Genomic DNA, 19,030 nt, shown 5'->3' with positions numbered 1-19,030 from the left:
ACGGGGCCACGGACGCGGCGGCCCGCCGGGGCGAGTCGGGCCGAAGGGCCGACACGGCGCCCGCGGGGGGCGAACCGAACGTCGACCCCGGCGCCCCGGTCAGCGACCGCTCAGCCACCGAGGCGGTCGCCCCGACCGGGGCGCCAAGCCGGCCCGTCGTTGCGACGACCCGCGGCTGATCTTGGCGGTGCCGTTACGACCTCGGCGGCGTAGGTTCGGGACCATGTTCCCCGGGATCGATACCGTCACCGACGCCGATGTTCTCGCCTCGCTGGCCCACGACGAGGCCGAGTGGGCCGCCGTCGGCAAGCCGGTCGCCGCCGTGCGGGCCCGCACCACGGCCGAGGTCCAGGCGGTCGTGCGGGAGTGTGCCCGCCGCGGCATCCCGGTGGTGACCCGGGGCGCCGGCACCGGTCTTTCCGGCGGGGCCAACGCGGTCGACGGCTGCGTGATCCTCGACCTGAGCCGGATGAACCGGATCCTGCGCATCGACACCGACAACATGGTCGCGGTCGTGCAGCCGGGCGTGGTCAACGACGATCTCAAGGCGGCGGTCGCCGAGCATGGCCTCTGGTACCCGCCCGACCCGGCCAGCGCGCCCTGGTCGACGCTCGGCGGCAACGTCGCCACCAACGCCGGCGGGCTGTGCTGCCTGAAGTACGGCGTGACCCGCGACTACGTGCTGGCGTTGGAGGCGGTCGTCGGCGGTCCGGCGGGCGAGTACGGCACCGCGGTGCGGCTCGGGCACAACACTACGAAGGGTGTGGCCGGCTACGACCTGACGGCACTCTTCGTAGGGTCCGAAGGCACACTCGGTGTGATCACGGAGATCACGGTCCGCTTGCGCCCGGCGCGCCGTGAGTCCCCGCGTACGGTCGTGGGTGCCTTCGCCGACGTAGTGGCCGCCGGCCGGGCGGTGGCCGAGACCACCCGCCGCGGTCTCCTGCCGGCCGCGCTGGAGCTTCTCGACCGGATGACCCTGCGGGCGGTCGAGGACTGGAAGCACCTGGGCCTTTCGGCGGACGCCGAGGCGCTGCTGCTCGCCCAGATCGACAGCCCGGGCGCCGCGGGCGAACAGGAGGCCGCCGCGATGGCCGACGCGTTCCGCAGTGCGGGCGCGACGTGGGCCGAGCAGTCGACCGACGAGTTCGAGGCCGAGGCCCTTTTCGCGGCCCGCCGCCTGGCCTATCCGGCGCTGGAGCGGCTCTCCCCCGTGCTGACCGAGGACGTCTGCGTGCCGCGGTCGGCGGTGCCGGAGATGCTGAGCCGCATCGCCGAGATCGGGGCGCGGCACGACGTCCGGATCGCGTCGATCGCGCACGCCGGGGACGGCAACCTGCACCCGCTGATCATGGTGCCGGCCGGCGACGACGCGGCCCGGGAGGCGGCGCAGGCGGCGTTCGAGGAGATTCTCGCGGCCGCGATCGGGGCCGGCGGCACGGTGACCGGCGAACACGGCGTCGGGCTGCTCAAACGCGGTGGAATGCGCCGGGAATTGTCGCCCTCGGTGCTGGCCATGCAACGGGCCGTCAAAGAGACGTTCGATCCAATAAACCTTTTCAATCCCGGAAAAGTGATCGGCGACCCGGGGGAATGATGTGAATACCCTGCGTTCCTCGTTTACTCGGCGTAGTTTGGATGGTCACGCGCTTTTCGGCACCGGGTCACGCGGCCGGCAATGTGTATCATCTGGCGTTGTTTACGGGAGCGACGCGAGTGCCTGCGGGTCCCCCTGACGACCGGCGGCCGGGCCGGCCGCCCACAGGCGCGCAGAGGAGCGGATACATGAAGGTTTGCGTTGTCGGCACCGGATATGTCGGTCTGACCACCGGGGTCAGTCTCGCCTTCCTGGGACACGACGTGACCTGCGTCGAGATCGATCAGAACAAGGTCGAGATGCTCCGGGCCGGGCGTTGCCCGATCTACGAGCCGGGCATGGAGGACCTGCTCTCCGAGGCCTCGGCGAACCTGCGTTTCACGACCAGTTTCGCGGAGGGTGTGCCGGGCGCCGACGTCGTCTTCGTGGCCGTGCAGACCCCGTCCTCGGCCGACGGCAGTCCCGACCTGCGTTATCTTCGGTCGGCCGCCGAGACCGTGGCCCAGCATCTTGATCACCCCTTCACCGTGGTCGTCAACAAGTCGACCGTTCCCATCGGCAGCGGTAACTGGGTCGACGCGATTCTGCGTGACTCCTTCGCGCAGCGCGAAGACCGTCCCGAGGGTTGTGAATTCGCGGTCGCGTCCAATCCCGAGTTTCTCCGGGAGGGCAATGCGATCCACGACACGCTCTACCCCGACCGCATCGTGATCGGCTCGGACAACCCCCGAAGCCTCGAGGTTCTCAACCAGCTCTACCGCCCGATCATCAACCAGACCTTCACCGCGCCCGGATTCCTGCCCCGCCCGGACGACATCGGTGCCGTCCCCCTGGTCTCCACCGATCTGGCGTCGGCCGAGCTGATCAAGTACGCGGCCAACGCGTTCCTCGCCCTGAAGATCAGCTACGTCAACGAGATCGGCCAGCTGGCGGGCAAGGTCGGCGCCGACATCACCGAGGTGGCCCGGGGCATCGGCCTCGACCAGCGCATCGGCTCGCGCTTCCTGCAGCCGGGCATCGGCTGGGGCGGCTCCTGCTTCGGCAAGGACACCAAGGCCCTGATCGCCACCGCCGGCGAATACAACTACGAGATGCCGATCGTGCGGGCGGCCCGCGACGTCAACTCGCGGCAGCGCCAGATCGCGGTCGAGCGCCTGCAGGACGAGCTGCGCATCCTCAAGGGCCGGCGGATCGGCCTGCTCGGCATCGCGTTCAAGCCCAACACCGATGACCTGCGCGACTCCCCGGCCATCGACATCGCCAAGTTGCTGGTCGCCCGGGGTGCCCGGGTCAAGCTGCACGACCCGATCGCGGGCGAGCGGTTCAAGCGCGAGCAGCCCGAACTCGCCCCGCATCTGAGCGAGACGATCGACGGCCTGTTCGACGACTGCGACGCGGTCGTGCTGGTCACCGAGTGGGCGCAGTACCTGGAGATGGACTGGTCGAAGTTCGTCGGCCTGATGCGTACGCCGATCCTGCTCGACGGCCGGCACGCGCTCGACGCCGACCGCATGACCCGCCTCGGCTACCGCTACCTGGCGATCTCGGGCTGACCCCGGATCGGCGGAGGGCCGGATCGGACGATCCGGCCCTTCGTGGCTTTTGCACGTTTAGAGTCGTTTCATATGTTCGGCCAAAACAGCGTGGCGCGGGCCGGCGCCATCAGCGCCTGCCTGGTCCTCGGCCTGACGGCCTGCGGCGACACCACCGACGACCACGTCTCAGCGCCGGCCGCCTCGGCGGCGGCGTTCGACTGTACGCCGTACAAGAAGTTCGGTGATCTCGCCGGCCGGACGGTCAAGATCTATACCGGCATCGTGTCGCCGGAGGACACCGCCCAGAAGAACTCCTACCGGCCGTTCGAGGACTGCACCGGCGTCCGGGTCGACTACGAGGGCGCCGACACGTTCGAACGCCAGGTCCTGGTCCGGGTCAAGGCCGGCCACGCGCCCGACCTCGCCGTCGTCCCGCAGCCCGGCCTGCTCAAGCAACTCGTCGCGACCGGCAAGGCGGTGGCCGCCCCGGCCGCCACCGCGGCCAACGTCGACCAGTTCTGGAGCCGGGACTGGAAGGCGTACGGCACGGTCGGCGGCACGTTCTACGCCGCCCCGCTCGGCGCGAGCGTCAAATCGCTGGTCTGGTACTCCCCCACGGAGTTCGCCGCACACGGCTACGAGGTGCCGACCACCCTGGACGAGCTGAAGGCCCTGAGCGACCGCATGGTGGCCGACGGCCGGAAACCGTGGTGCGCCGGCATCAGCAGCGGCGACGCCACCGGCTGGCCGGTCACCGACTGGATGGAGGACTTCATGCTCCGGCTCTACGGGCCGGCCGAGTACGACAAGTGGGTCGCCCACCAGATCACGTTCAACGGGCCCGAGCCGGCCGCCGCGCTGAACGCGGTCGGTGGTTACCTGAGGAACGAGAAGTACGTCAACGGCGGCTTCGGCGGCGTCCGGAGCATCGCCACCACCAAGTTCCAGGACGCCGGGCTGCCCGTCCTCTCCCACCAGTGCGAGATGCACCGCCAGGCCAGCTTCTACGCCGCCAGCTGGCCCAGGAGCGCCCGGATCGCCCAGGACGGCGACGTCTACGCGTTCTATCTGCCCGGCCAGGACACCGACACCAAGCCGGTGCTCGGCGGCGGCGAGTTCGTGCTGGCGTTCAGCAGCCGGCCCGAGGTGCAGGCGTTCCAGACCTACCTGTCGTCGGACACCTGGGCCAACGTCAAGGCCAAGCTCTCCTCGGGCTGGGTGAGCGCCAACAGCGGCCTCGACCAGAACAACCTGATCAGCCCGATCGACAAGCTGGCCGCCACCATCCTGGCCGATCCGAAGACGGTCTTCCGCTTCGACGGTTCCGACCAGATGCCGGCCGCGGTGGGCGCGGGCGCCTTCTGGAAGCAGGCGACGAAGTGGATCGACGGCCAGGACACGACGACCACGCTGGACAACATCGAGAAGGCCTGGCCCCGCTGAGGCGGTGCCAGGCCTTTCCCGGTACGAGCGAGGGTCAGCCCTTCACGCCACCGGCGGTGAGGCCGCTGACGATCCGGCGCTGGAACACCAGCACGACGATGACCAGCGGAACCGTGACGATCAGACCGGCCGCCATGGTCTGGGTGTACGGCACGATGTGCGGCCCGGCAGTGAAGTTCACGATGGCCACCGTCGAGGGCGCCACCGTGGCCTTGCCGTTGGACAGCACGCTGGACAGCAGATATTCGTTCCACGACTGGAGGAAGACCAGGATCGCGGTGGTGAACAGCGCCGGCGCGGCCAGCGGCAGGATCACCTTGCGGAAGGCCTGGCCCTGCGTGCAGCCGTCGACCCGGGCCGCCTCCTCCAGATCCCAGGGCATGTCCGCGAAGAAGCTGGTCAGCGTGTAGACCGCCAGCGGCAGCGCGAACGAGATCTGGGGCAGGATCAGCGCCTGGTAGGTGCCCAGCCAGCCCCAGCTCGAGAACAGCTGGAACAGCGGGGTCAGGATGGCGACGCCGGGGAACATCGAGGCGCCCAGGATGGCCGCGAGCACGAAGCCCTTGCCCCGGAACACGAGCCGGGCCAGGGCGTACCCGGAGAACACGCCGAACAGCATGGCCAGCGCGGTCACCACCCCGCCGATGATCACGCTGTTGAGCAGCGAACGGCCGAAGGTGTTGTACTGCGTGTTGAACGCGTACCGGAAGTTGTCCCACGTGACGTGGCTGAACCAGACGTCGGTGGAGAACGTCGCCTGGTTGTCGCGGAACGCGAGCACCAACATCCAGTAGAACGGCGCCAGGCACCACAGGATGATGACCACCATCACGGCGACCGTGCCGACGTTGCCCCACTTGAACGGCTTGCGCGCCTCGGGAACGACCGTGGCGGGAGCGGTTATCGTCGCCATCTCACTTCACCTTTCCGCCGGTCTGGGCACCGACGATGTTCGCGTTGAACAGCCGCACCAGGGCCAGCGCGATGGCGAAGATGAGGACGAACGTGATCGTGGACAGCGCCGAAGCGGAGTTCACGCCACTGGTCAGCTGCTTGACGACCAGGATCGAGCTGGTCGTGGTGCCGTTGGCGCCGCCGGTGAGGATCGCCGGCAGGTCGTACATCCGCAGCGTGTCGAGCACGCGGAAGATGACCGCCACCGCCAGCGCGGGCTTGACCAGAGGCAGCGTCACGCTGGTGAACCGTCGCCAGGCGTTGGCGCCGTCGATGCGCGCCGCCTCGTACGTCTCCTCGGGGATGCTCTGCAGTCCGGCCAGGATGAGCAGGGCGATGAACGGGGTGGTCTTCCAGACATCGGCGATGACGATCGCCGAGCGGGCCGGCCACTGTTCGGAGGTCCAGGCGAACTGGGTGCCGAGGATCTTGTTGAGGATGCCCTGCGGGTCGAAGATGACCTGCCACAGCTTCGAGGTCACGGCGGTCGGGATGGCCCACGGGATGAGGATGGCGACCCGGACCAGCGCGCGGCCGCGGAACGCCCGGTTCATCATCAGGGCGAAGCCCATCCCGATCACGGTCTCGATGGTGCAGGCCACGACGGTGATGCCGAGGGTTACGCCGGCCGACCCCCAGAACTGCGAGCCGAGCGTGCCGGACGGACAGGACTGGGTGCCGCCACCGGCGACCGCACAGCGCTGGCCCAGCCAGTGCGTGTAGTTGGTGATGCCGTTCCAGGCGTTGCCCTGGTTGAACAAGCCGGTCGACTTGTCGAGCCCGGGGTCGGTCAGGAACGACTGGTAGATGGCTTTGATCACCGGATAACCGACGATCAGGATCAGCAGGAGAATGGCCGGCGCGATCAGGGTCCACGCCCGGCGGCTCTCACCCGGGTTGATGCTGGTGCGACGGGGGCGGCGGCGCTTGCCACCGTTCCTGCCCTCGTTTTCGATGACTTTCTCTTCGACCTGGCCGGCGAGAGTCATGAGTTGCTCCTAGCGGAATAAGCGCCGTCCGATATCCCCGCCAGGGCCGCCGCCGTTGGTCGGCGGCGGCCCGGATCGCAAGAGCCGGCTCGGTCAGCCGGCGGTCGCGGACTTGATTGCCGCTTGCATGTTGGTCAGCGCTTGCTTGGTGCTCACCTGGCCCTGAAGGGCGGCGTAGGCGTTGGTCTCGATCGCCTCGGTCACGCCCGGGTAGTACGGCGTGACGGGACGCGGGACCGCGGTCTGGATGCTCGCCAGCAGGGTCGGCAGGTAGGGGAACTTCTTGACCAGCGCCGGGTCGCTGTACAGCGCCGTCACGACCGGGGCCAGGGTGCCCTGGTTGAGGTCGTTGCGCTGGATGTCGTCCGACTCGATGAACTTCAGGAAGTCGAGGTCGGTCGCCTTGTACTTCGAGTAGGCGCTGATGCCCAGGCTGTGGCCGCCGAGGCTGGACGCGCCGTGACCGGACGGGCCGGGCAGCGGGGCGATGGCGAACTTGCCGGCCACCTTCGAGTCCTTGCCGGACAGGATGGCGTCCGCGTACGGCCAGTTACGCATGAACATGAGCTGACCGGCCTGGAACGCGTTCAGGCTCTGGGTCTCCTGGAAGCCGAGGGCCTGCTTGGGGATGTAGCCCTGCTTGAACCCGTTGACCAGGAAGTCGAGGCCGGTCGCGGCCTGCGCCGAGTCGACCTGCGGTGTCACGCCGTCCGGCCCGACGATCTGGCCGCCGGCCGCGTTGATCGCCTCGGCCGCGTTCACGGTGAGGCCCTCGTACTTGGCGAACTGGCCCGCGTAGCAGCCCGGCTTCGGGCCGGTGATGGTGCCCGAGGTGGTCTTGCCGTCGCACTGCTTGATCAGGTCGTCCCAGGTGGTCGGGGGCGTCTTGGTCAGGTCGGTGCGGTAGTAGAGCAGACCGCCGTCGGACGCGTACGGCGCGGCGTAGAGCTTGCCGTTGTAGGTGGCGGCCTTCACGGTCGCCGGCAGCAACTGGCTCGTTTCCAGCGCGTACTGCCCCTCCAACGGGATGATCCAGCCCTTGGCGGCGAACTCGGCGCTCCACACCACGTCGACCGTGACGACGTCGTAGCCCGGGTCCTTCGCCTGGAAGTGCTGCTGCAGGTCCGACAGCTGCTGGTCGGCCTGATCACTCTGCTGCTTGATGGTGACTTTCTCGTTGGGGTGCGCCTTGTTCCACTGATCGGCGATGTACGGCATGATGCCGCTGTTGTCCTTACCGGTCACGAACGTGATCGGGCCCCGGGCGTTGGCTCCCTGCTTGGCGGCGTCGTCCCCGCTGCCGCCGTTCCCGCCGCACGCCGCAAGTACAGCGACCGTGCTGAGCAGGCAAACCGCTGGAGCGATCCCCTTCTTGCGCATGTCGATCCCTCCGCTGGCAAAAGCATCGATTCGATTCGACTATTTCGAGCACGTTAAGTCGGCCGTTCAGCGTGTGTCAACGGTCACAGGCGATCTACGCTGTGTCGTGATCTGAAGCGGGGCCGGTGCTCTCCCGCAGGACGAGCTCGCCGTCGAAGAGCATCTGGGTGGCGCCGCTCGTCCCGCCCTCGACCCGCTCGATCAGCATGGCCGTGGCGGCCCGGCCCATCACCGCCGCCGTCGGGCCGACCGTCGTCATGGTCGGCGTGGTCATCAGGGCCGCCTGGGCCGGCATGTCGATCGACAGCACCGAGAAGTCGGCCGGGATGCGCAGGCCGCGGTCGGTCGCCGCGCTCATGATGCCGGGCACGGCCTGCTCGTTGAACGCGATCACCGCGGTGGCGGCGGCGTCGCGGGCCAGCAACTCGGCGAGCGCGCCCCGGCCGCCGCCGATCGAGCTCTCGCACGTGAGGGTCGTGATCTGCACCTGCGAGGCCGCGGCGGCCCGCAGCACGCCGTCGCGCAGCCGGATCGCGTTGCCGCGCCCGGCCGCGATCGCCGACGCGTCGAGGTTGACGAAGCCGAGGCGCCGGTGACCCAGGCCGGCCAGGTGGTCGACCGCCAGCCGGGCGCACTGGTCGAAGTCGGTGTCGGCGAAGTCCAGCGTGCCCGGGTCGGCGGTCCGGCCGATCATGGCGAACGGCAGGCCGGCCTTGCGGAGCACCGCGAGGCGGCGGTCGCGCAGCCGCACCTCCATCAGCAGCGCGCCGTCGACCAGGCCCTGACCGGCGAGCCGGGCGAGCTCGTCCAGAGCCTCGGCCTCGGTCGTCCACAGCAGCAGGTGGTAACCCAGCTCCTGGGCGTGGTCGGACGCCCCGAGGATGTATTCGAACGTGCTCAGGCCCAGATCACGGCCGCCGCGGGGGAACAGCAGCGCGATCAGGCGGCTGCGCTTGCTCTTCAGACCGCGGGCGAAGGCGTTGGGCGTGTAGCCCAAGTCGTCCATGGCGTGCTGGATGCGTTCGCGGGTGGCCGCGGAGATCGGGCGCGCGCCGGTCAGGGCGTAGGACACCGTGCTGGCGGAGACACCCGCCAGCCGCGCGACATCCGCCATCGTCGGCACGACGCTCTCATCCTCCGCGGCCATGCTCCTCGCCAGTTCGCATTTCGGTTATGTTACGCAGCTTCGACATCGGATCGACAAGGCTCAACTCTCCACCCGTCGGGATTCGATCTGCCGCCGGATCTCCTCCAGCCGGCGCCGGGCGGCCGGCTTGCCCGTCGGCCGGGACGGCTGCAGCAGCGAAGGCGGCGCGTCCACCCACGTCCCGTCGGCCCGGCTGAAGCGGATCGTGTCCGATCCGCGCACGCCGGCGACAACCTCGATCTCGGTGATCTCGGTCCACGGCAGCCACTGCTCGCGGCCCAGGTATCGGACGGCCACGCCCTCGTCGTCGACCACCACGAACATCCAACGCGTGACGGCCGCCAGGGCCAGCGCGCCCAGCGCGACGACGATCAGCACCACGCGGACCGCGGACGACGGATGAAAGTAGAGGGCGGGGACGAAACAGGCCACCGCCACGAGAATCAGGGCCGCGGTCTGGCCCGGCCCGATGCGGTAGATGAGCGGCATGCGCCCACCTTAGGGCCGCCCTCACACGTTCGGGTGAGAGATCGCGGCCGTCCGGTGCCACCAGGATTCACCGCGTCCCTGGTCCCGGCCCAGGACAACTCGATCCCGCCGGACGCCGAGCGCAGCTTCGCCAAACGGATGGGCGCGGCGGTCGGCGACGGTGACCGCCTCGGCGGCGTGCTGCGCCCGGTCCAGGACGGCCGGGCAGCGGCGGCTGTGGTCGAGCCACTCGGGCTGCCCGGTGCGTACGGTCCGGAAGGCGAGCGGGTCGTCCCCCGCAAGCCCGGCCGCCGCCGACTCCGTGTCAGGATTCAAGGGCCGAGCGGTATTGATGGCATATTGTGGCGATATCAGCGTTTTTCGGCTTCTCGGTTCCGGGCCGCAGGCCGCCGCACGGCAGGCTGCGGCCTTGTTCCTGCTGGCCGGGACGCTGGCCCTGCTCAACCTCGTGAACGATCCCGGCAGCGCCCCCCGGCTGCTGATCGTGGCCGGGTGCGACCTCGGCACGGCCCTGCTCGGCCTGCTGCTGCCGTGGCGGCGCCGCTGCTCCCCCGCCCTCCTCGGCGTGCTGGGCTTCGCGGTCCTCGGCCTGTCGACCTGGTCGTTCGGCGGGGTGGCGACCGGCACCGGCCCGTTCCTGGTCCTGCTCTACGCCTGGGCCGCGCTGCACTTCCCCCGCTGGATCCTCGCCGCCTATGCCCTGCCGGCCGCCGCGTCGTACGTGACCCCGCTGATCCTGACCCGTCAACCGCCGGAGGTCGTCGGCAGCGCGTTCGTCCTGATGCCGGTCGCCCTCGCCGTGGCCTTCCTGATCGAGGGTCACGCCCGCCACCTGCGCCAGGAACGGGAACGCCTGGAACGTATCGAGCAGTGGCGGGCCGCGATGATCGGCACCCTGGCCCACGACGTACGGGCGCCGCTGACCACGGTGCAGATGGCGCTCGAGGAACTCCGCGACCAGGTGCCCTCGTCAAGCGCGTGGATGCTGGACGCCGCGCTGCGGCACACCGCCCGCATGACCCGGCTGGCCGAGGACCTGCTCGACGTGCACCGCATCGACACGGCCGGCCACCTCAAACTCGACCGGCAGCTCGTCCCGGCGTGCCGGCTGGTCTCGGAGGCCCTGTCGTACGTCCGCGCGGTCCCGGTGGTCGCCGACGTCGACGAGGACCTGCGCATCTGGGTCGACCCGGCGCGGTTCGAGCAGATCATCGTCAACCTGGTCGGTAACGCGGTGAAGTACGGCCGGCCGCCGATCGTCGTGCGGCTCGTCGAGGGCCGCCTGGAGGTACGCGATCACGGCGACGGCATCCCCTCGTCGCTGCGCTCCCGGTTGTTCTCCCAGTTCGCGGCCGGCGGTCAGGACGGAGTCGGCCTCGGGCTGTGGATCGTCCGGCAATTGGCGGAGGCCCACGGCGGGCGGGCGTCCGCCGAAGCCCGGGACCCAGGCGTAGCGATGGTCGTCACTTTCGAGAACGCGAAGCACTGAGCCGCCGCCCGGCTACGCTCGCCCGATGCGATCCGTCCCGCTCGGCGCGTCCGGAGTCGAGATCACCGAGTTCATCTTCGGCGCCGGCGGGATCGGCGGGATCGGCAGCGCCGAATCCACCCGCGGGCTCGGCCTCGATGCCGGCCAGGGCCGGTCGCGCCTTTCCGAGGCCTACGAACTCGGCATCCGCGTCGTCGACACCGCCGACCGTTACGCCGGCGGCGAGAGCGAGCGGGTGGTCGGCCGTTGGCTCGCGACGGAGAAGCGCGACGACGTCGTGGTGCAGACCAAGGTCGGCCTCGACCTGTCGGCCGTCAACATCGGCCGACAACTGGCCCGGAGCATCGAGCGCCTGGGCCGCGTCGACCTCTACATGTCGCACGCGCCCGACCCGTCGACGCCGATCGAGGAGACACTGACGGCCTTCGCCGAGGCGGTGCACCGGGGGCAGATCCGGGCGTACGGCGTCAGCAACGTCGACGCCCGGCTCCTCGAGTCGCTGCTCGCCGAGGCCGACAAGCGGGGCCTGCCCCGCCCGGTGTTCGTGCAGAACGGCTTCAGCCTCCTCGACCGCTCCGACGAACGCGACCTGCTCCCCCTGATCACCGGGGCCGGAATGGGCTACATGGCCTTCTCGCCGTTGGCCGGCGGCGTGCTCTCCGACCGCTACCTGGACCGCCCGGCGCCGCCCGCGGGCAGCCGCATCGCGCTGGCCGGCGATCTGTTCTATGCCGGCATGCACTCCCCGGCGAACCTCGCCCGGGTCGCCCGCCTCCGCGATCTGGCCCGCGCGCACGGCGTCAGCACGGCCGGCCTGGCCCTGGCGTGGCTCCGCGCGCACCCGGTCGTCACCGCGCCGATCGTGGCCCCCAGCACCGCCGCCCAGTGGCAGGCCGTCCGGGACGCCCTGTCCCGGCCGCTGGACGACGACCTCTTCGCCGAGATCGGCTCCATCTTCGACTGAAGAACGGCGTTCCGCAGGCGTCTGTCGCAGGGCATCGATCTACGTCGATCACCAGTCCGCCCTAGGCGCCGCGCTCCACCGTGCGGCTCACCGCGCACTCCCGTTCGACCGCGTGGACCACCCGCGTGCGCGTCTGGTCGTCGAGGAAGGAGGGGTCGGCGAGCAGTGTCACCGGGATCACGTGGAATTCGCGGTCGTCGGGGCTGCGGGAGGCCTCGGCGACCAGCTTCGCGTCGTCGTCGGCGCGCCGGGTGACCAGCTGCTCGACTGTCACGGCGGTGCAGGCGGCGGTTCACCCAGTTCGCCGCTGGTGGAAAGGACGGCGTCAGACTCGGCTTCTGTACCGTCTGCCAGCTGGCCGAGGCCCACGGCGGCCGGGCGTCGCCGAGGCCCGCACCCCGGGCGTGGCCATGGTGATCACGTTCCGTGCCGAGTGAATAATGGCGCGGTGAACGCCTCAGCCTCGTTGGACTCGATTCTGCTCGACCTGGACGGCACGCTGGTCGACTCGGCCGACGGCATCCTCAGCTCGTTGCGAGCAGCCATGGCCGAGCTCGGCATTCCCGAGCCGACCGCCGGCGTCGACCGGAGCCTTCTCGGCCCGCCGATGTACGCGACCCTGCCGCCACTGGTCGGCACCGACGCGGCTGCGGCGATCATTCCGGTCTACCGCCGCATCTATGCCGATACCGGCTGGCTCCTGACCACCCCGTACGACGGAATCTTCGAGCTGCTGCACGATCTGGCCAGCGTCGGTTTGCGGATCGCGATCGCCACCAGTAAGCAGGAGGCCGTAGCCCGGATGATCGTTGAGAAGCAGGGCTGGAGACCTTTGATCAACGATGTCTGCGGTGACACCCCGACGGCCGGACGACCGACCAAGGCAGCTGTAGTCGGTGCGGCACTGGGCCGCCTGAACAGCGGTTCCGCGGTCATGGTCGGCGATCGGAAGTACGACGTGGCGGGCGCGCGGCAGCACGGGATCGATTGCGTCGGCGTCAGCTGGGGGTATGCGGAGCCCGGCGAACTGACGGATGCTGGCGCCGTCGCGGTCTGCGAAAATCCATCGGAGTTGATCGACCTACTTGGACAGCGAATCTTCTAGGCTCGTCCGCTCAACCTAGCCGCCATAGTGATGGACGTACTACTCTGCGCTACGTAGGTCGTGTGTCAGTCGACGATTGTCTATGGCGGAGGCGATATGTCGGATGCAGTCAGGCGCGATGCCCCGAATCCCCTCCACGTCTTCGTTACCGGCGGCACGGGAACCCTTGGTGAGGCGATTGTCATCGCCTTTGCCAAGGCGGGGCACCACACGTCTTTCCAGTACGTGCGTAATGACGATGCCGCGGGCCGCCTGGCCAGTGACTGGGGTGCTGATGGATTCAAGCTTGACTTCTCGGGCGACTTCAGGCCGCCGGACGTCGACGTAGACGTGCTGGTGAATTGCGCCGGGATCAACATCTCGGAGGCCCAGGCGCACGTCGTCGTCCCCTCAGTCTGGGACGAGATGTTCCGGATCAACGTGACCGTGCCATTCCTGCTCGCCCAAGCGATGCTCCCCGGCATGCTGCGCCGCGGCTGGGGACGAATCATCAACGTCGGATCCGTCTACAGCCTGCGAGCGGCGACCCACCGTGCGCCCTACGTAGCCTCCAAGCACGCGTTGACCGGCCTGACCAGGGCCTTAGCCCTCGAGTATGCGACTGTCGGCGTCACCTGCAACGAGATCTGCCCGAGCGCCATCGACTCCGAAATGATCAACCGGATCGCCCATGAGCGGGCCGACCTGCGCGGCACCTCGGTCGACAGCGTCCTCGACGAGTACCGCACGATGAATCCGTTCGGACGCATGGCCACCGCCGGTGAGGTAGCGTCCGCGGCCCTCTATCTGGCCAGCCCGGAGGCAAGCTTCATCAACGGCGCCTCGATACCGGTAGACGGTGGACAGATCCTGCGATGAGCGAACACTCGTTTCCGCCCCCGGTCCGCTTCGGCATTTGGAGCGACAGCCAGGTCGCCGCCGAAGACCTGCAGGCCCGGCTCCTCTCGGGCGGCCAGCAGGCGGTGATCGCGCGAAGCCAGCGGAGCACCGGCATCGAGTTCCTGGTGGTACTCGCCCGGCGGCCGCTGACGCCGACCGAGCAGGCGACCATCACGAGCCTGTTCAACCTCAGCTCGATGACCATCGCGGTTGAACCACCCGGCTACGATACCGCGGCGCCGGCGCCTTGGCCGCGCGATGTCAGCCTTCGCTGGACGGGCCGGATCGACGAGGTCGGCATGGGTCCGCTCGCGACCGATCTGATAAACCTCGTCCGGCCGGCCGGGATGGTGTTCAGCCGGCTCCCCATGTTGCACAAGACGCGTGAATCCCCTCCGGAGGACGGCGTCGTGGGAACGCGGGAGAAGCTACTCGAACGGCTGACCCAACCGGTTCAGCCACGCGTGGTCCGGGTCACCGAGTCGTTGTGGGCCGACCTCCGCGCGCAACGCCCGGCCGAGAGTCAGGTCGACTACGAACTGCGGCGTCTGGCGGCATGGAGCGCCCACGAGCACAGCCGTTCGTTCGTCAATCTCCGGCTGACCCGGCCGCAGGATCGGACCGTTGCGCCTCGCAAGCCCCTGTCCCTCAGCGACGTGATCAACGATCCCCTGACCCGGCCGTTGGTGCTGTTGCTCGGCGAACCCGGTTCCGGTAAGACGCTCCAGCTGAGCTACTACGACGCGCAGGCCGCTCTGAGTTTGCTGCGGCAGCAGCCCGGTCGGCTGGTTGCGCCGACCTTCTATGTAGCCTTGGCCGATCAACCCGCACGGAGCCCGGATATCTCCGTCGCCTGGCTGGCGCAGCGCTGGAAAGCCGCGGTGGACACGTCCAAATGGTGTGACTTCTATCAGTTTCTCGGCGATGGCGGGACCGTTCTACTCGATGGTCTCAACGAAGGCGGCCAACGGGGGTTGGAGCCCGAGCGATGGATGTCGCAGTGGCGGGATGTGATCCAAGCGCTGTTCGAGAGCGGAGCAGGCAAGGTGGTGGTGAGCTGCCGCACCCGCGATCAGGTCGTGCGGATGAATGTCCCTCGTGACCGTCAGCCCAGCTCGGTCACCATTCTTCCCCTGTCGCAAGAGGAGATCATCGCGATCGCGACGGAGAAGGACGTCGCCAAGGGCCGTCAGCTCACCCAGGCCTTCTCCAGGGATCCCGGTCTGATCGGCCTGTACTCCAGCTCGTTCGCGCTGAAGACCTTCCTGGAGTCCGGCACACCGTGGGTCGCCACCACGGGCGCGCGGCTGATCGGCGCCGGGCTGGCCGCCGCGATCACCAGAGAGTGGGACCACGACATCTACCACGGCCCTCTGGTTCCCGGAACCAGCGCGAGCCGGCTGGACGAGATCACCGAGGCCAACCGGGACCCGTGGCCCGAGCTCGAGATGATCCCGTTGATCCAGGCGCTCAGTCAGCTCGCGAAGGAACTGACCCTGCCGTCGCCGCTCGGCAGCCCTGCGCGGCGACCCATGTCACGCCGGGAGATCGCCGAGTTTCTGACCGGGGCCATCCATCGCATCACCGGTCATCGAGTGAGCTCCGACGAAGTCGTCAAGGCCGCAACCGACCTGCACATCCTTCAACCGGACGAGGGTAGCCGTTATACGCATCCGTCCGTGCAGCATCTGTTCGCGGCGCTCGGCTGCGAGATCGACGAACTGTTCGACCTTGCGGAACGGGAGCGTGACCGTCCGTCGATCCCGTCGATCGGCGTCGCGCCGGGCGAGGCCAGGCATCGCTTCGATGAAGTTTTCCGGTTCGCCGCCCAGCTTCGCGGAACGGAAGTGCCCGATCGGCTGCTCCTGGCCGATCCGGTCCTTGCCGCCCACGTTTATGCCACGATCCGGAGTCAGGCGCCCGACGACGGGGTGCGGGATCGCATCGTCGAGCAACTGCGCGCCCAGCTCGACACCATGTCCGATCCGGCAGCCCGCGCCGAGGTGCTCGCCGCCCTCGGCGATCTGGGCTGGACCCTGCCGTCCGCGGCGAACGGCGACCGCAACGCAACGATGCTGGTGCCGCCGGGCACCTGGCGCCTCGGCGGACGCAGCGTGCAGGGGCCACCCGACCGTCACGTTTACAGCGAAATCCGGACTATGGAACTGCCGCAGTTCCGCATTTCCCGATTCCCGGTGTCCAATGCCGAATACGCAGAATTCATAGACGCCGGCGGGTATGCCGACCGGAGCCTCTGGACGGTCGAAGGCTGGCAATGGTTGACCCGTCACAGCGCGGCCGAGCAATTCGTCGAGGACTGGCAAAAACGGCAGGCGCGGCTGCGGCAGACTCACCCTGCCAAGGCGATCGAGCTGCTGCGCAACAAGCTGGCGAGCCCGGCCGGTGCCGCCGCACTGGTGCGTTTCGCAACGATGTCCGAGAACGAGATGTTCGAGTACGCCCACGCCGTCATGGCCAAATCGGTCACCGCGCCTCGGTTTTGGCGCCGCAAGGCACTGGGCAACCCCTTGCAGCCGGTCGTCGGAGTCTCCTGGTTCGAGGCAAACGCGTACTGCGCCTGGTTGAGCCGCCGGCTCGGGGCCGTGGTCCGGCTCCCCAACGAGAACGAGTGGGAGGCGGCCTGCCTGAGGTCGTGGGGACTGACCGACACCGACGAGATCGAGGAGGCCGGCGGAGTGCTGTTCGGCAACACTCAGGACACCAACTGGCAGGCGACGACACCGATCGGCGCGTTCGGTACCCACGACCAGACGCGTGACGACCTCGCGGTCGAACTGATGGGCAACGTGTTCGAGTGGTTGTTCGACTACTACGCCGCGGGCGACCACGGAAGGAGGGTCGTCAAAGGAGGCTCCTGGCGACACGAGACCTGGCGTGCGCACCCGGCGTACCGTGGCCGTGGGGACGTCGCGGCCCAGAACGACGACGTGGGATTCCGTTACGTGATCAGGGAGGGACCGCCGTGAGTGAGGACGACAGCGGCAGAAAACCGTCCGACGACCGCATGCGCGCCGGCCAGATCGATGCGGAAGATCCGATCGGCGAGATCGCCTTACTGGCCGACGACAAGGCTTCGGATGACGACGAAATCCTGCGCCGGCTGGAGGATCTCGGATCGACGCTGTCGCCGGATGAGATCTTTTCAGTCCTCGTGCGCTATGACACCCCGGACGTGCTCGGCTGATCTAAATTTGGAGAAATCAGCCCATAACCGCCAGGTTTCTGATGTCGTTGCGTACACGAGCGACAGCAGAACGAACGACTAGCCGGAGGCCCTTGACCCGCGCTAACCTGTCGCCTTTCCACAGTGGCGGTTCGCGGAGGTAGTAAGTGATCGAACAGGTGGGTTACCAGCGGCGATTGCGCCGGCTGGTTCCGGGCCACCGCGCCGCAATTTGGCTGCCATTGGACGACGGCCTCATCTCAGGGCCTGAAGACCACCTCCGTGACGTCCGTAGGCTCCTCCGCAAGGACGTTCTCGAACACGTCACCGCTGTCCTCGGATTCCGCGGCGTGCTGTGCGCTGCCCAGCGTGAACTCATCGATACCCCGACGATCATGAACCTTAGCGCCAGCACCACCATGGTCGAGCACACCCGTAAGGTCGCGGTCGGCTCGGTCGCCGACGCGGTGCTCGCCGGCGCCGAGGCGGTCGCCTGCCACGTCAACCTGACCTCGCCGTACGAATCGGAGCAGCTCGAGGTACTGTCCCGGCGGGTGACCGAGGCTCAAGCCGTTGCTCTCCCTGTCGTGGCCTTCGCCTACCCGCGTGGCCGTCATGCAGACGGGTCAGACAACAACTACACCGACCTGCGGGCCAATGACCCTGAGAAGTTCGCGGAGCTGGTCCGCCACGGCGTGCGGGCCTCGGTTGAGCTGGGCGCCTCGGTGATCAAGACGATCTACACCGGGTCGGTGGATTCATTCCGAACGGTGATCGACTCGGCCATGGGCATACCGGTCCTCATCGCGGGCGAACGCCTGACCGAGGACGGCGACGAAGCCATCGCCAAGGCGGTCAACGCCGTAGAGGCCGGGGCAGCCGGCGTCGCGTACGGGCGGCAGATCTTCGCCCGGCCGGAGCCCGACCCCTTTCTCTGGAAGCTCCGCGGTGCCCTCGACGATCAGGTGGTCAGCGCGCCTCCCAGTGAGGCCTTTCCGATGATGGCGTCGAACGCGGGACCGAACTCTCGCTGGTGACACGCTCCAGCATGCCCTCCGGCCGGCGGGTCCATCGCCGGCCGTAGGAGTCGACGACCAAAAGCACCACCGGCTTACCGGCTAGCCCGGCCGGCAACTGGAGCACCCTGGTCTCGCCCGGCCCGAGCCCGAGCGGATCCGAGGCGGTGTCCCGCCCGGCCACGGACACTTCGACCGTGACCGCGACGTCGTTGCTGTTGCGGACGTGGGCCTTGCGCGGGTTTACCCACCAGAGCGAGACCCGGGCCGCCTGAGCCCGCTCGGCCTCGTCGAGAGCGCGCCGCCGGTCACCGTTCGCGCGGGTGTAAGAGACGGCAGCGAGGCCGATCGAGAAGCTGGTCAGGACGGATGCGACCCACGACGGGACATTGCCCCACTCGAGCCCCATCGCCCGAGCTTACCCGTCTTCGTGCTCATCGGATCTCCAGTTCAACCCTGCCGCCCCGCTCGACCGTGCGGCTTACCGTGCATTCCCGCTCGACCGCCGTTCGCATCGCCCGCACCACCCGCTCCCGCGTCCGGTCGTCGAGGAGGCCGAGGAAGGAATCGTCGGTGAGCAGGGTCACCCGGATCACGTCGTATTCGCGGCCGTCGGGGCTGCGGGAGGCGTCGGCCACCGCGACCAGCTCCGCGTCGTCGCCGGCACGACGGGTGACCAGCTGCTCGACTGTCACGGCGGCGCAGGCCGCGGTCGCGACCTGCAGCAACTCGCCCGGCGAGAACGAGTCCGGGCGGCCGCTGCGGCCGATCCGGACTGTCGCCCCGCGCTCGTTGCGGCCCACGAACTCGTGTTCGCCGACCCGTTCCACGGTCAACCCCGTCATGGCGGATTCCTCGG

19 protein-coding genes are annotated in these 19,030 nt (G+C 68.7%); 10 read left to right on the top strand and 9 right to left on the bottom strand.

Going from position 1 to position 19,030, the window contains the following annotated elements:
* Window positions 1-223 precede the first annotated feature (223 nt).
* From ACIA5C_RS40415 to ACIA5C_RS40405, 3 genes are all read left to right on the top strand, one after another.
* Complete coding sequence (locus ACIA5C_RS40415; RefSeq protein WP_396064943.1) at window positions 224-1,597, top strand: FAD-binding oxidoreductase; 1,374 nt, start codon at window positions 224-226, stop codon at window positions 1,595-1,597.
* Window positions 1,598-1,785: 188 nt separating this feature from the next.
* Window positions 1,786-3,150: a UDP-glucose dehydrogenase family protein gene (locus tag ACIA5C_RS40410; protein WP_396064940.1), complete on the top strand. Its 1,365-nt coding sequence runs from the start codon at window positions 1,786-1,788 to the stop codon at window positions 3,148-3,150.
* 72 nt (window positions 3,151-3,222) lie between these two features.
* Window positions 3,223-4,575 carry an ABC transporter substrate-binding protein gene (locus ACIA5C_RS40405; protein WP_396064938.1) on the top strand — a complete coding sequence of 451 codons (1,353 nt, stop codon included), beginning with the start codon at window positions 3,223-3,225 and terminating at the stop codon, window positions 4,573-4,575.
* A 34-nt stretch (window positions 4,576-4,609) separates the two neighbouring features.
* Here ACIA5C_RS40405 and ACIA5C_RS40400 read toward each other — a convergent pair whose 3' ends face one another.
* The 6 genes from ACIA5C_RS40400 to ACIA5C_RS40375 all read right to left on the bottom strand — a co-directional run bounded on the left by ACIA5C_RS40400 (window position 4,610) and on the right by ACIA5C_RS40375 (window position 9,849).
* Window positions 4,610-5,488, bottom strand: a complete 879-nt coding sequence (locus ACIA5C_RS40400) for a carbohydrate ABC transporter permease (protein ID WP_396064936.1) — start codon at window positions 5,486-5,488, stop codon at window positions 4,610-4,612.
* A 1-nt stretch (window position 5,489) separates the two neighbouring features.
* On the bottom strand, window positions 5,490-6,518 hold the full coding sequence (locus tag ACIA5C_RS40395) for a carbohydrate ABC transporter permease (protein ID WP_396064933.1): 1,029 nt from the start codon (window positions 6,516-6,518) through the stop codon (window positions 5,490-5,492).
* 93 nt (window positions 6,519-6,611) lie between these two features.
* Window positions 6,612-7,898, bottom strand: a complete 1,287-nt coding sequence (locus ACIA5C_RS40390; RefSeq protein WP_396064930.1) for an ABC transporter substrate-binding protein — start codon at window positions 7,896-7,898, stop codon at window positions 6,612-6,614.
* 94 nt (window positions 7,899-7,992) lie between these two features.
* Window positions 7,993-9,045, bottom strand: a complete 1,053-nt coding sequence (locus tag ACIA5C_RS40385; RefSeq protein ID WP_396064928.1) for a LacI family DNA-binding transcriptional regulator — start codon at window positions 9,043-9,045, stop codon at window positions 7,993-7,995.
* A gap of 60 nt (window positions 9,046-9,105) precedes the next feature.
* The gene (locus ACIA5C_RS40380; protein WP_396064926.1) at window positions 9,106-9,534 is read right to left on the bottom strand and encodes a PH domain-containing protein; all 429 of its coding nucleotides are present in this window, start codon (window positions 9,532-9,534) and stop codon (window positions 9,106-9,108) included.
* Between the two features lie 21 nt (window positions 9,535-9,555).
* The gene (locus tag ACIA5C_RS40375; protein ID WP_396064923.1) at window positions 9,556-9,849 is read right to left on the bottom strand and encodes a hypothetical protein; all 294 of its coding nucleotides are present in this window, start codon (window positions 9,847-9,849) and stop codon (window positions 9,556-9,558) included.
* Window positions 9,850-9,943: 94 nt separating this feature from the next.
* Here ACIA5C_RS40375 and ACIA5C_RS40370 point away from each other — a divergent pair, with 94 nt between their 5' ends.
* Together ACIA5C_RS40370 and ACIA5C_RS40365 are read left to right on the top strand one after the other, a co-directional pair.
* Complete coding sequence (locus tag ACIA5C_RS40370; RefSeq protein ID WP_396064921.1) at window positions 9,944-11,023, top strand: sensor histidine kinase; 1,080 nt, start codon at window positions 9,944-9,946, stop codon at window positions 11,021-11,023.
* A 25-nt stretch (window positions 11,024-11,048) separates the two neighbouring features.
* A complete protein-coding gene (locus ACIA5C_RS40365; protein WP_396064918.1) occupies window positions 11,049-11,987 on the top strand; it encodes an aldo/keto reductase in 939 nt (312 codons plus the stop codon).
* Between the two features lie 61 nt (window positions 11,988-12,048).
* On the opposite strand, the gene ACIA5C_RS40360 is transcribed toward ACIA5C_RS40365, so the two are convergent.
* Window positions 12,049-12,261, bottom strand: a complete 213-nt coding sequence (locus tag ACIA5C_RS40360; RefSeq protein WP_396065274.1) for a hypothetical protein — start codon at window positions 12,259-12,261, stop codon at window positions 12,049-12,051.
* On the opposite strand from ACIA5C_RS40360, the gene ACIA5C_RS40355 reads away from it, so the two are divergent.
* The 5 genes from ACIA5C_RS40355 (at window position 12,169) to ACIA5C_RS40335 (ending at window position 18,192) form a co-directional block, all read left to right on the top strand.
* Complete coding sequence (locus tag ACIA5C_RS40355; protein WP_396064916.1) at window positions 12,169-13,092, top strand: HAD hydrolase-like protein; 924 nt, start codon at window positions 12,169-12,171, stop codon at window positions 13,090-13,092. The two genes, ACIA5C_RS40360 and ACIA5C_RS40355, sit on opposite strands and share 93 nt — an antisense overlap.
* A gap of 96 nt (window positions 13,093-13,188) precedes the next feature.
* The gene (locus ACIA5C_RS40350) at window positions 13,189-13,950 is read left to right on the top strand and encodes an SDR family NAD(P)-dependent oxidoreductase (RefSeq protein WP_396064914.1); all 762 of its coding nucleotides are present in this window, start codon (window positions 13,189-13,191) and stop codon (window positions 13,948-13,950) included.
* Window positions 13,947-16,958, top strand: coding sequence for an SUMF1/EgtB/PvdO family nonheme iron enzyme (locus ACIA5C_RS40345; RefSeq protein WP_396064912.1), 3,012 nt, complete (start codon window positions 13,947-13,949; stop codon window positions 16,956-16,958). Before ACIA5C_RS40350 ends, ACIA5C_RS40345 begins: the two co-directional genes overlap by 4 nt.
* Window positions 16,955-17,176 (top strand): hypothetical protein, encoded by a 222-nt coding sequence (locus ACIA5C_RS40340; RefSeq protein ID WP_396064910.1) that lies wholly within the window; start codon window positions 16,955-16,957, stop codon window positions 17,174-17,176. The genes ACIA5C_RS40345 and ACIA5C_RS40340 overlap by 4 nt, the downstream gene beginning before the upstream one ends.
* 221 nt (window positions 17,177-17,397) lie before the next feature.
* Window positions 17,398-18,192 carry a hypothetical protein gene (locus ACIA5C_RS40335; protein WP_396064908.1) on the top strand — a complete coding sequence of 265 codons (795 nt, stop codon included), beginning with the start codon at window positions 17,398-17,400 and terminating at the stop codon, window positions 18,190-18,192.
* Here the strand turns inward: ACIA5C_RS40335 and ACIA5C_RS40330 are convergent.
* Together ACIA5C_RS40330 and ACIA5C_RS40325 are read right to left on the bottom strand one after the other, a co-directional pair.
* Entirely contained in the window at window positions 18,125-18,580 is a 456-nt protein-coding gene (locus ACIA5C_RS40330) for a hypothetical protein (protein WP_396064906.1), read from the bottom strand. The two genes, ACIA5C_RS40335 and ACIA5C_RS40330, sit on opposite strands and share 68 nt — an antisense overlap.
* 25 nt (window positions 18,581-18,605) lie before the next feature.
* Window positions 18,606-19,016 (bottom strand): OsmC family protein, encoded by a 411-nt coding sequence (locus ACIA5C_RS40325; RefSeq protein WP_396064904.1) that lies wholly within the window; start codon window positions 19,014-19,016, stop codon window positions 18,606-18,608.
* Window positions 19,017-19,030: the final 14 nt, after the last annotated feature.

This window comes from Actinoplanes sp. NPDC051343, from assembly GCF_044455125.1.
Classification (GTDB): Bacteria; Actinomycetota; Actinomycetes; order Mycobacteriales; family Micromonosporaceae; genus Actinoplanes.
This window is presented reverse-complemented; position numbering and strand designations above follow the sequence as displayed.

Bases quoted from the DNA above. Each gene is read 5' to 3' on its own strand.
- ACIA5C_RS40415 (WP_396064943.1), top strand. From the start codon at position 224: ATGTTCCCCGGGATCGATACCGTCACCGACGCCGATGTTCTCGCCTCG.
- ACIA5C_RS40410 (WP_396064940.1), top strand. From the start codon at position 1,786: ATGAAGGTTTGCGTTGTCGGCACCGGATATGTCGGTCTGACCACCGGG.
- ACIA5C_RS40405 (WP_396064938.1), top strand. From the start codon at position 3,223: ATGTTCGGCCAAAACAGCGTGGCGCGGGCCGGCGCCATCAGCGCCTGC.
- ACIA5C_RS40400 (WP_396064936.1), bottom strand. From the start codon at position 5,488: ATGGCGACGATAACCGCTCCCGCCACGGTCGTTCCCGAGGCGCGCAAG.
- ACIA5C_RS40395 (WP_396064933.1), bottom strand. From the start codon at position 6,518: ATGACTCTCGCCGGCCAGGTCGAAGAGAAAGTCATCGAAAACGAGGGC.
- ACIA5C_RS40390 (WP_396064930.1), bottom strand. From the start codon at position 7,898: ATGCGCAAGAAGGGGATCGCTCCAGCGGTTTGCCTGCTCAGCACGGTC.
- ACIA5C_RS40385 (WP_396064928.1), bottom strand. From the start codon at position 9,045: ATGGCCGCGGAGGATGAGAGCGTCGTGCCGACGATGGCGGATGTCGCG.
- ACIA5C_RS40380 (WP_396064926.1), bottom strand. From the start codon at position 9,534: ATGCCGCTCATCTACCGCATCGGGCCGGGCCAGACCGCGGCCCTGATT.
- ACIA5C_RS40365 (WP_396064918.1), top strand. From the start codon at position 11,049: ATGCGATCCGTCCCGCTCGGCGCGTCCGGAGTCGAGATCACCGAGTTC.
- ACIA5C_RS40350 (WP_396064914.1), top strand. From the start codon at position 13,189: ATGTCGGATGCAGTCAGGCGCGATGCCCCGAATCCCCTCCACGTCTTC.
- ACIA5C_RS40345 (WP_396064912.1), top strand. From the start codon at position 13,947: ATGAGCGAACACTCGTTTCCGCCCCCGGTCCGCTTCGGCATTTGGAGC.
- ACIA5C_RS40330 (WP_396064906.1), bottom strand. From the start codon at position 18,580: ATGGGGCTCGAGTGGGGCAATGTCCCGTCGTGGGTCGCATCCGTCCTG.
- ACIA5C_RS40325 (WP_396064904.1), bottom strand. From the start codon at position 19,016: ATGACGGGGTTGACCGTGGAACGGGTCGGCGAACACGAGTTCGTGGGC.